The organism is Parafrankia sp. BMG5.11 (assembly GCF_004337455.1).
Map to the genome: position 1 here is coordinate 156,357 of NZ_SJXI01000059.1, position 13,311 is coordinate 169,667.

At 70.9% G+C, this 13,311-nt stretch carries 9 protein-coding genes; 5 read left to right on the forward strand and 4 right to left on the reverse strand.

The window, feature by feature from the left end:
- Positions 1-27: 27 nt before the first annotated feature.
- The 3 genes from E0504_RS33675 to E0504_RS33685 form a co-directional block, all read right to left on the reverse strand.
- Entirely contained in the window at positions 28-606 is a 579-nt protein-coding gene (locus E0504_RS33675; RefSeq protein WP_112109319.1) for an effector-associated domain EAD1-containing protein, read from the reverse strand.
- A 225-nt stretch (positions 607-831) separates the two neighbouring features.
- Positions 832-1,545, reverse strand: coding sequence for a 3'-5' exonuclease (locus E0504_RS33680; protein WP_112109354.1), 714 nt, complete (start codon positions 1,543-1,545; stop codon positions 832-834).
- A gap of 224 nt (positions 1,546-1,769) precedes the next feature.
- Positions 1,770-2,645 (reverse strand): RluA family pseudouridine synthase, encoded by an 876-nt coding sequence (locus E0504_RS33685; protein ID WP_131626628.1) that lies wholly within the window; start codon positions 2,643-2,645, stop codon positions 1,770-1,772.
- 288 nt (positions 2,646-2,933) lie between these two features.
- Between E0504_RS33685 and E0504_RS33690 the strand changes: the two genes are divergently transcribed.
- The 4 genes from E0504_RS33690 (at position 2,934) to E0504_RS33705 (ending at position 7,423) form a co-directional block, all read left to right on the forward strand.
- Positions 2,934-3,737 carry an NUDIX hydrolase gene (locus E0504_RS33690; RefSeq protein ID WP_243657739.1) on the forward strand — a complete coding sequence of 268 codons (804 nt, stop codon included), beginning with the start codon at positions 2,934-2,936 and terminating at the stop codon, positions 3,735-3,737.
- Between the two features lie 195 nt (positions 3,738-3,932).
- Positions 3,933-4,772: a nitrilase-related carbon-nitrogen hydrolase gene (locus E0504_RS33695; protein WP_131626579.1), complete on the forward strand. Its 840-nt coding sequence runs from the start codon at positions 3,933-3,935 to the stop codon at positions 4,770-4,772.
- Positions 4,773-4,842: 70 nt separating this feature from the next.
- Positions 4,843-6,282, forward strand: a complete 1,440-nt coding sequence (gene hydA, locus E0504_RS33700) for a dihydropyrimidinase (RefSeq protein ID WP_112109356.1) — start codon at positions 4,843-4,845, stop codon at positions 6,280-6,282.
- Between the two features lie 79 nt (positions 6,283-6,361).
- The gene (locus E0504_RS33705) at positions 6,362-7,423 is read left to right on the forward strand and encodes a TIGR03842 family LLM class F420-dependent oxidoreductase (RefSeq protein ID WP_112109321.1); all 1,062 of its coding nucleotides are present in this window, start codon (positions 6,362-6,364) and stop codon (positions 7,421-7,423) included.
- 105 nt (positions 7,424-7,528) lie between these two features.
- Here the strand turns inward: E0504_RS33705 and E0504_RS33710 are convergent, their stop codons facing one another.
- A complete protein-coding gene (locus tag E0504_RS33710) occupies positions 7,529-9,655 on the reverse strand; it encodes a tetratricopeptide repeat protein (protein WP_112109357.1) in 2,127 nt (708 codons plus the stop codon).
- Between the two features lie 1,149 nt (positions 9,656-10,804).
- Here E0504_RS33710 and fxsT point away from each other — a divergent pair.
- Complete coding sequence (gene fxsT / locus E0504_RS33715; RefSeq protein ID WP_112109322.1) at positions 10,805-13,309, forward strand: FxSxx-COOH system tetratricopeptide repeat protein; 2,505 nt, start codon at positions 10,805-10,807, stop codon at positions 13,307-13,309.
- The last annotated feature ends 2 nt before the right edge of the window (positions 13,310-13,311 follow it).

Below are 13,311 nucleotides of genomic sequence, written 5' to 3' on the forward strand. Positions count from 1 at the left end.
GGGTATCCAAGGGTGCGACGGAGATGCTCAGCCAGTGGAGAACCGCCGATTCGCCGGGAAGTCACGCGCCGCCTCCCGAAGAATTCGTACCCGGCCGTCGGGCAGAGCTCCGGCGGCGAGGAGCCGATTGACCTCAGCCCAGAAAGCGGCGCTGTCCTGTTCGACCACGGGATGGCGGTGGTAGGGGAGACCGGAACGGTGCAGCAGGCGCCTGGCGGCTGCGGGGTCGCTGTACACCTCGGCGAGCGCGGTCGCCTCGAGCTCCGTCAACGGAGAGGGCCCAGCTGGTGGCCCCGCTTCCTCAGCAGGGACCGCAACTGTCGCACCGGAGCCCCGAACCAGCAGGTCGACAGCCCGGTGGACCCGTCCACGGCCGTCCATCCTCCCGATGGCCGAGACCAGCGCCGCGAGGCCGCCGTCCTGCGCCGCGCATTCGCCGACGAAGGCGAACAGCCACTGCCGCCGAAACGGAAGCTGGGACACCTGCAGCTGGCAACCGAGTTCGGCGTCAGTCAACCGGAGCAGCAGGCTCCGACTCACTGGCTCGGCAAGTAGCTGCTCGCGATCCAGAAGATCGACTATTGCCGAGACCAACTCATCGGACATGGAGCCACTATGACTGTCGGGCGGCGCCCGGGAGGACACTCGATTCGTTCTGCACGTCTGTCGAAGCCTCTCAAGGGTCGAAACCCGTCGCGGGACGAGTTTTCGGTTCGCCGACATCGACGGCGACCGCCGGGACGACTATCCGGTCACCGCCGACGGCGTGGTGAAGGCCTGGACCAACATTTCCGCCTCGAGTGAGATGGTGTAGACCGCGCCCGGGTCCGATCAGACCCCTGCGGTGACACCCGGTGGGCGCCACGGCCAGCTGGTGTCGATGACGGCGTCCGGCCGCCCGCCGCGGCGGCGCAGGTACGACTGGTAGTCCTCGGCCCAGCGGCGGTGCGCGTCGGCCTGCCAGTTCTGGAGCGCGGTCAGGCCCATCGCGGCCCAGTCGGGATGCAGCCGGGGAAGACGCCAGGCGATCCTGGCCGTGGTGAGGCAGTCCGCGAGCGCGTCGTGGGCGCCGTCCTGGCGGACGCGGTAGTGGGTGGCGAGCGCGGTCAGCGTGCGCTTGCCGGGCCGGCGCGGATCGAGCTCACGGTCGATCACCATGGGGTCGAGGACGAGCATGTCAACCTCGGCGAGGCCGCGGCCGTGGTGGCGGCGCAGCTCACGGTCGAGGAGCGTCAGGTCGAACGAGCTGTTCATGATGACGACGGGGATGCCGTCGCGCCACACGCCCTCCAGCACCTGGCCGACCCGGCCGAGCACCTCGGCGGGATCACGACCCTCGCGGCGGGCACGCTCCGTTGTGATCCCGTGTATGCGCGCCGCCGCCTCCGGGACGTCGACGCCCGGATCGATGATCTGGCAGAGCTGGTTCAGCACCCCGGACGGGCCGACTTTCAGGAGCGCGACCTGAACAGCCCGGTCGGTCTCCACGTCGGTTCCGGTCGTCTCGAAATCGAGCACGGCCATCGGGCGCTGCCACCACGCCATCGTCTGGTCGTCTCCTCGGAACAGCCCGGGGACGCCGTCACACCGAGGCCAGGGGGTGAACACCGTCATTCCACCGGACGGCGCGGGCCCGAAGCAGGGGATTGGTGGTCTCCTGGGTCTTCGCTGTCGCGGTGTTGTCGCGACCCCGGCCAGTATGCCCGGAAGACTCCACTCTCACTCGGTCAGGAGCGGCCGGCCGGCTCGGGGCCGGTTCCGTCAGATCGTCACGGCGCCGGCGCCGGCGCCGGTGTAGGTGTCGGCGCCAGGGCGGACGCCGTGAGGGCGGCCGCGGCGGCAGCGGCCTCCTCCGCGCCGAGCGAGGACCAGAAGTCCGCACCCGGTGTGGCTTCGGCGTGTGTCCTGCGGCCGTCGGCCCAGGCCGCGTCGAAGGACAGCCGCCAGGAGTGCAGGAACGTCCGGGTCACCGGCGCACGGTCGAACAGCGGGTCGCCTTCGATGGGATGTCCGACCCAGGCCAGGTGGACCCGGATCTGGTGGCGCCGTCCGCTGATCGGGTAAGCGGCGACCAGGGTGTGCTCCGCGCCCTCCCACACCCGGGCGATGCGGGTGACGGACGGGTAGGACCGGACGTTCGGGAACGTCCGGGCGGCGGGCACCGTCCAGCTCGCGGGGCCGCGGCCGCCGCTGCCGGTCGGGCCGGCGGGGCCGGTCGGGCCGGCGGGGCCGTCCGGGGTGGGTGTTCCGGCGGGGCCGGGCCAGGCGACGATGTCGGCCCGGTTGGCCGCGATCCGCACCCGGTTCTTGCGCCCGACGCTCAGCGGGAGGTCGATCGTGGCCAGCGCCGGCAGCCCGCGGGTGCGCGTCAGTGCCAGATAGGTCTTCTCCACCGTGCGCCGGTTGAACTGCCGGGTCAGGTCGCCGTGGAAGCGCAGCTCCTTCGCGAACAGGACGACGCCGGAGGTGACCTTGTCGATGCGGTGCGCGGGGAACAGCTCCTCACCCGCGTCCCGTGCCATGGACACCAGGTCGGTGTCGTGGCGCTCGCCCATGACCGAGACGCCCACCGGCTTGTCGAGTGCGAGCACCGCCTCGTCCTCGAAGATCTTCCGGCTCTCCCGGATCGTTGTCCACTCCGTCACGAGACCGCCCGCCCCCACAGTGCCGATGCTCACAATTCAAGTATTCGCCACACGGAGAGCCGGCGGACGGGATCCTCCCGAGGTAGGCGACCCGCTCTGCCCGACGCGGGCGTCCTGTCGATGTTTCCAGGCGGCCCTGGGAGCCTGGCTCCGGTGCCGATCGCCGGGCCGGATCGGCGCCGCGGCCGGCTACCCGGCCGACCGTGCGCGACCTGACGTCGGAAATCTTCCTTGTTTCGTGTAATAAGCCCAGTACCAGCTACTTCGCCCGTAGCAGAAGGGACCATCATGACTGCCGGCCCCCGTCAGCCTGACCGCACGTCATCCGCAGCCGGCTCGACGTTCATGCCCGGGAAGACCGCCGCGGTGCCCCGCCAGCCGTCGGTCGTGTCCGGGGGAGGCGAGGCCCGTGCCCGAACCGGGATTCCCGCCGAGGTGGGGACGCGCGCGGGGAGCGCTGAGAGCGCGCGCGGCGCCGAAAGCGCGCGCCGTGCCGAGGACGGCCCGGGCGGCAGGCCCGCGGAAGTGGCGGCCGGGCCCGGTGAGGTCACGGGGAGCACACACGCGCCGGCCGCCGGCAACGGGATCCTGGGCGGTGTGCCGCCGATGGCGCGGCCACGGGCCGCCGCCGGGGCGCTCTTCTTCGACGAGGAGGGCCGGGTCCTGCTGGTCGAGCCGTCCTACAAGCCGGGGTGGGACATCCCCGGCGGCTTCATCGAACCCGGCGAGTCGCCGTACGCGGCGTGCGTCCGCGAGGTCGAGGAGGAGATCGGCATCGTCCCGCCGATCGGACCGCTGCTGGCGGTCGACTGGGCCTCCGACGAGATCGCCGGAGACATGCTGCTGTTCGTGTTCGACGGCGGACTGCTGCCGGAGCCGTGGCGGGAGCGGATCCGGGTGGACATGGACGAGATCATCAACTGCGCCTTCACCCCGATCTCCGAGGTCGATGACGTCCTGCCCGTCATGCACGCCCGGCGGGTCCGGGCCGCCGCCGAGCGGCGCGGGCAGGGCGACGGCGCCGGTTATCTCGAGCGCGGGTACCTGGTGCCGTCCGATCCGGCGCTCGCCGCGGACGGCTCCGGGGAGTAGCCGCATCCGCGGCGACGGTCCCTCCGCGCGCGGAGATGCCGGCCGGGCCGCGGGGGGCGATGATGCCGGCACGGGACGGCGTTCGCCACGCGTGGCTGACGGCTGTCGAGCTGGCCCCCAGGGCACCGGGCCAGCTCGCGGACGGTCGGCAGGCGGTCGTCTGCACCCGGCCAGCGCGGCTGACAGGGGTGACGTATGTCCAGGACGATCCGAGCGGCGCTTGTCCAGGCGCGGTGGACGGGCGACCGAGAAACGATGATCAAGGCTCACGAGGAGCACGCGCGGTCGGCCGCCGCGCTGGGCGCACAGGTCATCTGCTTCCAGGAGCTCTTCTACGGGCCCTATTTCTGCCAGGTTCAGGACGCCGCCTTCTACTCCTACGCGGAGTCGGTGCCGGGGCCGATCGTCGACCGGTTCGCCGCGCTCGCCGCGGAGCTCGGGATAGTGATGATTCTGCCGGTCTACGAGCAGGAGCAACCCGGGATCCTCTACAACACGGCGGCGGTCGTGGACGCCGACGGCTCCTTTCTCGGCAAGTACCGCAAGACCCACATCCCGCACGTGGCCGGATTCTGGGAGAAGTTCTACTTCCGGCCCGGGAACCTCGGATATCCGGTCTTCGACACGGCGGTCGGCCGGATCGGGGTCTACATCTGTTACGACCGTCATTTTCCGGAGGGCTGGCGCGCGCTCGGCCTGAACGGGGCCGAGCTGGTGTTCAACCCGTCCGCCACCTCCCGCGGCCTGTCGAACTACCTGTGGAAGCTCGAGCAGCCCGCGGCCGCGGTCGCCAACGAGTACTACGTCGGCGCGGTGAACCGGGTGGGTGTCGAGGACCTGGGCGACGACGACTTCTACGGAACCTCCTACTTCGTCGACCCCGAGGGGACGTTCGTCGACGGCACCGCGGACGCGCACGAACCGGAGCTGCTGGTCCGGGACCTGGACATGAGCCTGTTGACCACGGTGCGCGACCGGTGGGCGTTCTATCGTGACCGACGGCCGGACACCTACGGCGACCTCACCGCGCCGTGACCGGTCGCGTGCCGTCCCGACCCGGGTCGGCAGCCAGGTGGGAAGCAGGTCCGGTGAAGGGGCAGACGACGTGAGGACGCTGATCACCGGCGGGACGCTGGTCGGCCCGCTGGGCGCGACGCCCACCGAGATCCTGGTCGACGGCGAGACCGTCACGGCTCTGTTCGTGCCCGGCAGCCTGCCAGAAGACCTGCGCGGCAGCCTGCGCGACGGCCCCGACTCCTCGGTCGACCGGGTCATCGACGCCACCGGGAAGTACGTGATCCCGGGCGGCGTCGACGTCCACACGCACATGGAGCTGCCCTTCGGCGGCACCTCGGCGTCCGACACCTTCGCCACCGGGACGGCCGCCGCGGCCTGGGGCGGCACCACGACGATCATCGACTTCGCGGTGCAGCGCACCGGCGAGGTGGTCGAGGAGTCGCTGGCCGCCTGGCACGCGAAGGCTGAAGGTCAGTGCGCCATCGACTACGGCTTCCACATGATTATCGGCGGTGTCGACGACCAGGCGCTCAAGGCGATGGACTACCTCGTCGCCAACGAGGGCATTTCCAGCTTCAAGCTGTTCATGGCGTACCCCGGAGTGTTCTACAGCGACGACGGCCAGATCCTGCGGGCCATGCAACGGGCGGCCGAATCCGGCGCGATGGTCATGATGCACGCGGAGAACGGCATCGCGATCGACGTCCTCGCCGCCCAGGCGCTCGCCCGTGGCGGGACGGGCCCTGTTCACCACGGTTACACCCGTCCACCCGAGCTGGAAGGGGAGGCGACGAACCGGGCGGCGGTGCTGGCCCGGGTCGCCGGAAACTGCCCGCTCTACTTCGTGCACATGTCGGCGTCCGAGGCGCTGGCGGTCGTTTCGGCGGCCCGCGGCGCCGGCCACAACGTGTTCGCCGAGACCTGCCCGCAGTACCTGTACCTCAGCCTCGAGGAACATCTCGGGGCCCCCGGCTTCGAAGGCGCGAAATACGTCGCCTCGCCACCATTGCGGACGAACACGGCCAGCCATCACGACGACCTGTGGCGCGGCCTGCGTACCGACGACCTCGCCGTGGTCTCCACCGACCACTGCCCGTTCTGCTTCCGGGACCAGAAGGAGCTCGGCCGCGGCGACTTCACCAGGATCCCGAACGGGATCGGCACCGTCGAGCACCGCATCGACCTCGTCTACCAGGGCGTCGCCAGCGGGCGACTCTCCCTGCCACGCTGGGTGGAGACCTGCGCGACCACCCCGGCGCGGATGTTCGGCCTCTACCCCCGCAAGGGGATCGTCGCCCCCGGCTCGGACGCCGACATCGTCATCTACGACCCGGCGGCCAGCACGACCATCTCCGCGTCGACGCACCACATGAACCTCGACTACTCCGCGTGGGAGGGCTTCCAGGTCGCGGGAAAGGTCGACACCGTCCTCTCCCGCGGCACGGTCGTCGTCGCCGGCGGGGAGTTCCACGGGCGGGCCGGGCACGGGCGCTACCTGCGCCGCGGCCTGTCCCAGTACCTGCGATGAGCGTGACGGTGGCGGGCGTGCCTGCGATGAGAACGCCGGTGGCGGGCGTGTCGGTGGCGAGTCGGAAGGCAGGTCCCTGATGGATGTCGGAGTGGTGCTGCAGACCAACCCGCCCGCGTCCCGGGTGGTCGAACTCGCCCGGCAGGCCGAGACGCTCGGCTTCAGCCACGTGTGGACCTTCGACTCCCACCTGCTGTGGGAGGAGCCGTTCGTCATCTACAGCCAGATCCTCGCGGCTACCCGCAAGGTCAAGGTCGGCCCGATGGTCACCAACCCGGCGACCCGCGACTGGACGGTCACCGCCTCCCTGTTCGCCACGCTCAACGAGATGTTCGGCAACCGCACGATCTGCGGGATCGGCCGTGGCGACAGCGCCGTCCGGGTCCTCAACGGCCGGCCGACGACACTGGCCACCCTGCGCGAGTGCGTCGCCGTCGTCCGCGCCCTCGCCAACGGGCGGGAGGCGGAGGTGAACGGCGCGAAGCTGCGCTTCCCGTGGGGCACCGACAGCCGGCTGGACGTCTGGATCGCCGCCTACGGCCCGAAAGCCCTGGCGCTGGCCGGCGAGATCGGCGACGGGTTCATCCTGCAACTCGCCGACCCCGACATCGCCGCATGGACCATCCGGGTGGTGCGCGAGGCCGCCGAGAAGGCCGGCCGCGACCCGGCGTCGGTGCGGTTCTGCGTCGCCGCGCCCGCCTACGTCGGCGACGCCGACCCACTGTCCCTCGCCCACCAGCGCGACCAGTGCCGCTGGTTCGGCGGGATGGTCGGCAACCACGTCGCCGACCTCGTCGCCCGCTACGGCACCCCGGCCGCGGCCGGCCCTGTTCCGGCAGGCGGCACGGCGCTGCCGTCAGCCCTGACGAGTTACATCACCGGCCGCCACGGCTACGACTACAACGAGCACGGTCGCGCCGGGAACACCCACACCGACTTCGTCCCCGACGAGGTCATCGACCGGTTCTGCCTGCTCGGCCCGCCCGCGGCGCACATCGAGCGGCTCACCGAGCTCGCCGGCCTCGGCGTCGACCAGTTCGCGGTCTACCTCCAGCACGACGCGAAACGCGCCACCCTGGAGGCCTACGGCGAGACCGTCATCCCGGCGATCACCGACGCCGTCCAGGCGAAGACGCGGTAACCGAAGCCCCGCCCGCGGTGACCGGCACCCGGCCGGCCCGCTGTGACGACGGCGGCCGGCCAGGTCACGGCCGGCCGCCGGTGCCTCGGGCGGAGCACCCGTGTGTCAGGTCAGGGCACCGGAACGCCGCAGCAGACGGGACACCTGCGCCCGCTGGTCCGGGGCGAGCGAGGGCTCCGAGGCACCGAGGGAACGGCGGAGCAGGTCGTCGGCGCCGTGCTCGTCCCCGGCAGCGCGGATCACCTCCGCCACCCGCCACAACACGGGACCGCTGTCCGGGGCGTCCCGCAGCGCCGTCGTCGACTCGCCGGATGCCTCGGTGACCCGGCCGAGGCGGGCCAGCGACAGTGCCCGCGCCGCCCGCAGCTCCGCCGCGCCTGCCGCGGCCGAGAGCCCGCCCGCCGCTGAGACCCCGCCTACCGCTGACACCCTGCCCGCCTTCGTGGACGTTGTGCGGGCGAGCCGGTCGAAGTCCTCGATCGCCCCGGTGTCGTCGGCCAGCTCGACCCGCAGCTGGGCCCGTCCGGCCAGTGCCGCTACCGCGTCGGGGGCGATCGTGAGCACCGCCGAGAAGATGGCCGCGGCCGCCCACGGCTGACCGGCCCGCCAGAGCGCATGCGCGAGGTCCGACTGGACGTCCGCGTCACCCGGCAGACGTTCCCCGGCGGCCTGCAGCTCCTCCACCGCCCGCCCGACCTGGCCGGCGTCCAGCAGGAGCCGGCCGAGAGCGGCCAGCACCCGCCCGGAGGCCTCGGTGTCCGACAGCGACTCGTAGATCTCGGCAGCCTCGCGGTGGCAGGCCTCGGCCTGCTCCAGCCGTCCCTCGGCCTGGAAGAGCTGTGCCCGCAACGCCTGGGTCGCGGCCCGGGTGAGCGAGGGCGCCGGGTCGCGCCGCAGCGCCTCCTCGACATGGGCGCACGCGGTGGCCACGTCGCCGTCCGCGAAACTCACCTGCGCCGCGCGGAGGTAGTCGTCCGCCCCGACCTCGGCGGCCGGTCCGCTGGCGCCCGCCCACGGGGTGGATGTCCGCTGCAGTGGTTCGAGCAGCCGGTCGTCGAAAAGCTCGAAACGGCGGGAGCCGGACAGGTGCTCGCAGCGCAGCACATAGCGCTCGGTCAGGGCGTCGAGCACCGGCGTGGGCATGCCGGCGGTTGTGGTGAGACCCTCGTCGACCACACCGCGACGCCCGCGCTCGGTCACGAACGTCCGGGTGAGCCAGGCCCGCAGCTCGTCCTCGTCGAGATTGTGCTCGTGGGCGATCGTGACCAGCGTCCGGGTCAGGTAGTCCTCGAGGACGGCGGTGACGTTCCCGACCGGGCCGAGCCAGGAAGCGGTCACCGGAGCGTCCGCCACGGGCCGGGACCGCCACAGTGCCGTCGCCACGAGCTGCAGGAACACGGGCTGGACGGTCTCCGCGACCAGCAGCGACTCGGCGCCGGTCGCGTCGACGGTCCGGCTGGTCGTGAGATCGTCGACGCAGGCCGCGGCGGCGCCCGGGGCGAACCGGATCCCGGCGGCGCGCAGCGGCTCGACGAGGGCCGTCACGGCGCACTCCGGGCTCAGCGGGGCGACGGCGACCTCGGTGACCGGCACGGCTGATTCGTAGCCGGCCTGATCGGCGCAGGCCGCGAGCAGGGTCCGCCGGTACGGCAGCAGGGCCGTGCGATGGTCGGAACGGAGCACCAGCAGGATCCGCAGGTTCGGCAGCGCCGTGGCCGCGAGGGCGAGCGCCTCGACGAACTGCGACCGCAGCGGGGCCAGCCGGGGCGAGCGCGGAGTGAGGAACTCCTCGAACTGGTCGATGGCCAGCAGAACCGGCCGGGACGCACCGCGCGGCCGCCGCCGCTCGGCCCGCTCCCGGAGCGCGTCCAGCAGGGACGCCGACTCGTCGTCGTGGGACCAGCACCGCAGCAGCGCCCGGGTGAATGGGTTACCAGGCCCGACAACCGGCTCGAGCCCGTCAGGACCCGCGGCCGTGAGGCCGGGGCCGGTGATCCGCCCGACCGGGAGGACGTCGGCATCCGCCCTGGCCAGGTCCGGCAGGACGCCCGCCCGCAGCAGCGATGTCTTGCCGGCACCGGCCGGGCCGTGCGCGATCACGAGACGGCTGCGCAGCCATGCGGCCGACAGGGAGCGGGCCTCGGCGTCCCGCCCGAAGAACGAACCGGCCTCCTCCTCCTCGAACGGGCGCAGCCCGACGTAGGGGAGATCGGCCCGCAGCTGGGTCACCATCCGCCGGCCCGGCCCCACTGGCGCCGTGATGACATGTCCCGAGGGCAGGTCGTCGTGGAAGATGCCGGCCGCGAGGGCACTTCGCACTGGGCGGGCGCGGGTACGCCACCTGCACCGGGTTCGTCTCCGGTCGAGGTGGCCGACGGCGGGTTTGCCGCTGTTGCCGGCTGGCCTGGGGAGATCTGAGCGTTTCCTGCGCCTTTCGGCGGAAATTTGGTGGCGAGGGTTGGATAGTAGTTATTCAACAGTACTGATAGCCTCTCGGCGTTGACGCGACCGTGCCCGCGAATGGTATCCACCCGGCCCGGCCCGGCTCTGCCGCCGCGCGCTCCTGGACCGTCCGCATCATTCTCCGACATTTGGCGGCCACTGTGAGCCGACCTCTGCACATGACAAGATTTTCGCAGGACGGGGAGTCATCGCCGCCGCGGGCTCGGTCGAGGTGGCACGGTCCGGGTGATCGAGTGTGTGCGCTTCGTTGTCCTCGTTCCGGAGTCGCTCCTCCTGATCGGTGGGCATAGTCCGGACTGGCCGGAACCTGCCGGCCGGTACGGCGCGGGATCGCGGTATCCGGCGCCTGGCCGGCCCACTCCGTCGGCCGAGGGCCCGAGACCCAATCTGGAGGGAAGGAGACCCCGTTGACCCCGCACCAACCGGCCGCGTGGATGCCCACCGTCGGTGTGGTGCTCGCCGCCCAATGCTGGAAATAGCTTCTGACCTGCGAAAACGCGCAGTTCAGGAGATGCCGTGGAACGGCGGGCCGTCGTGGGCCGATGTGTACGGAGGTGCGCGTCGGGGAGTCACCACGTGGCCCTCGTTGCCCCGCTCGTTCGTCATTGGGAGCCGGGGTGTCGTGCACCCGACATTCGGGCCGGGCTTTGGTAGGTTGGCCTGGGCCGGAAGAAGGCCGGGAGCATCGCCCGACCGACTCGCGGGCGGGCTTGCGGAATGGCGCCAGAGCCACTAGCCGATGTTATCATCGAAGAGTCTACGAAGATTTTGCGGCGCGCCGTCGACGCATGTGCTGGGCCAGTGTGCGCGGCTCGTATGCTCGGCGGCTGTTCTGTACCGACAGTCGGGCGGGGGCGGTCGAAGGTGGCTTCGGTGGTGGAGTTCGACTCGGCGAGCGGGCCGAGTCGAGGCGTTCCGATGATTTGGGGTGGTGTACCCCAGCGGAACAAGAACTTCACCGGGCGAGAAAGCCAGCTCGCCGAGCTCCGTCGCCGTGTCTCCTCCGAGCAGACCGACGTCACCGCCGTCCTGCCGCACGCCCTCCAGGGCCTGGGTGGTGTCGGGAAAACTCACCTCGCCATCGAGTACGCGTACCGGTACCAGTCCCACTACGACCTGATCTGGTGGATCCCCGCCGACCAGCCGGCGCTCGTCCGCTCCAACCTGGCGGCGTTGGCGCCACGGCTCGGTTTGTCCGAGGGCGGCCTGCTACGGGTCGAGGACTCGGTCGCCGCCGTTCTCGACGCCCTGCGCCGGGGCGAGCCCTACCACCGATGGTTGTTGATCTTCGACAACGCCGACCAGCCCGAGCTGATCCGCAGCCTGATGCCCCACGGCCCCGGCCATGTACTCGTAACTTCGCGTAACCGGCGATGGCAGAGCATCGTCGACACGATCGAGGTCGACGTCTTCGCTCGCCGCGAGAGCCTGGAGTTCCTCGATCGTCGGGTTCCCGGCATCGGGGAGTTCGACGCCAACCGGCTGGCCGAGGCGCTCGGGGACCTGCCGCTGGCGCTGGAGCAGGCCGGGGCGCTGCAGTTCGAAACCGGGATGGGCGTCGAGGAGTACCTGGACCTGCTCGGGGAGGCGTCGAGTCGGCTGCTGGCGGAGAACCCGCCATCCGACTACTCGAAGCCGGTGGCGGCCGCGTGGAGCCTGTCGGTGACCCGGCTGCGCGATCAGGCGCCCTTCGCGCTCGAACTGCTGCGGCGGTGTGCCTTCTTCGGCCCGGAGCCGATCTCGCTGGAGATGCTCGACCGCGGCAAGTACACCCTGAGCTCCGACTTCGGCCGGTTGATGCAGGACCGGCTGCTGGTGAGCCGCGCCATGCGGGAACTCGGCCGCTACGCGCTGGCGAAGATCGACACCAGCCGGAAGACGGTGCAGGTCCACCGCCTGGTCCAGATGCTCATCCGCGACGAGCTTCCCGTCGAGGAACAGGCACGCATGCGGGATGAGGTGCATGCGCTGCTCATTGCTGCAGACCCCGGAGACTCCGAAACCAAGAACCGCGCGGCGTTTGAGAACCTGCTCCCGCACATCGTGCCGTCTGGTGTCTTCGAGTCCACAGAGGTCCCGGCCCGCCAGCTCATCGAGCACCTCATCGGGTACCTGTACAACGTCGGCGACTTCACCACGGGCCTGAACGAGGCGGACCGCGCGCTGGGGCGGTGGGAGAAGGACTCCGGCGAGCGCGATCCGGACGTGCTCGTGCTGAAGGGAATCAAGGCGAACATCCTCTGGTCGCTGGGCAGATCTCAGGACGCCTACGACCTGCGGCGGCCGACTCTGGCGGCGATCACCGAGGTCCTCGGGCCGGACCACGAGGAGACCCTCCTCATCCTGAACGGCCACGGCGCCGACCTACGCGCCCGCGGCGAGTTCCGGACCGCGCTCGAACTGGACGAGGACGCTCTTCCCCGGCACGAACGGGTTTTCGGCCCCTACGCCCACGAAACATCTCTCTGCGTCAACAACCTCGCGGTGGACTACAGCCTCAACAGCTCCTACGAGCTCGCGCTGCAGCGGGATCAGGAGAATCTCGCCAACAGGAGGGACCTTTCGGGCGGTGACACGGACCCCTGGGTGGCTATCTCTCTCGCCGCTGTTGCCCGCGATCTGCGGCAGGCGGGACACTATCTGAAGGCCAGGGATGCGGCGGAACACGCCTACCGGGCTTTTGAAGATCTTGTCGACCGCGGGCAGCTCGCCGCCGATCATTCACACGTCCTCGCGCAGGCGAAGGATCTCTCGGTCGCCCGGCGGAAGGCGGGGCTCTTCCTCGAGGCCTTGACGCTCGCCGAGCAGGTCTACGGTCGCTACACGGAGAGCCGGCAGTTCGAGAAGGAACACCCTGAAGCCCTCGCGGCCGCGATCAACCTGGGGAACGCGCAGCGGGTCGCCGGCGATCCCAACGAGGCGGCGGAGCGCATCGAGAAGACTGTCAGCCGGTATCGAGAAGCTCTCGGTGTGGACCATCCATATACCTACGGTTGTTATCTGAACCTCGCCCTGGTCCATCGCCAGCTCGGCCGGATCGACGAGGCGGAGCGCCTGCTCAAGGACGCGCTCGCGGGACTGGAAAACAGACTCGGCCCGGATCACCACTTCACGCTGACCTGCCGGGCGAACCTGGCCACCGCACGGTCGGCACAGGGCGCGGTCGGCGAGGCCCTGGAGATCGGGGAACAGACGCTGAGCTCGTTCCGTGACCTCCTGGGGCCTGATCACCCTCACACCCTGGTCTGCGCGACCAACGTCGCGCTGGACCTGGCTCAGCTCGGCCGGGACGACGAGGCCCAGAAGCTCTCCGCCGACACCGTCACCCGTTACCGCCGGGTCCTGGGCCCGGAGCATCCTGATGTCAGGGCCGGTGAGCGGGGCGAGCGGCTCGACTTCGACTTCGAGCCGCCGCCCCTGTAGGT

Excerpts from the sequence above, each read along its gene's own strand:
- E0504_RS33675 (WP_112109319.1), bottom strand. The coding sequence starts at position 606 with ATGTCCGATGAGTTGGTCTCGGCAATAGTCGATCTTCTGGATCGCGAG.
- E0504_RS33680 (WP_112109354.1), bottom strand. The coding sequence starts at position 1,545 with ATGGCGTGGTGGCAGCGCCCGATGGCCGTGCTCGATTTCGAGACGACC.
- E0504_RS33690 (WP_243657739.1), top strand. The coding sequence starts at position 2,934 with ATGACTGCCGGCCCCCGTCAGCCTGACCGCACGTCATCCGCAGCCGGC.
- E0504_RS33695 (WP_131626579.1), top strand. The coding sequence starts at position 3,933 with ATGTCCAGGACGATCCGAGCGGCGCTTGTCCAGGCGCGGTGGACGGGC.
- E0504_RS33705 (WP_112109321.1), top strand. The coding sequence starts at position 6,362 with ATGGATGTCGGAGTGGTGCTGCAGACCAACCCGCCCGCGTCCCGGGTG.
- E0504_RS33710 (WP_112109357.1), bottom strand. The coding sequence starts at position 9,655 with ATGGTGACCCAGCTGCGGGCCGATCTCCCCTACGTCGGGCTGCGCCCG.
- fxsT (WP_112109322.1), top strand. The coding sequence starts at position 10,805 with ATGATTTGGGGTGGTGTACCCCAGCGGAACAAGAACTTCACCGGGCGA.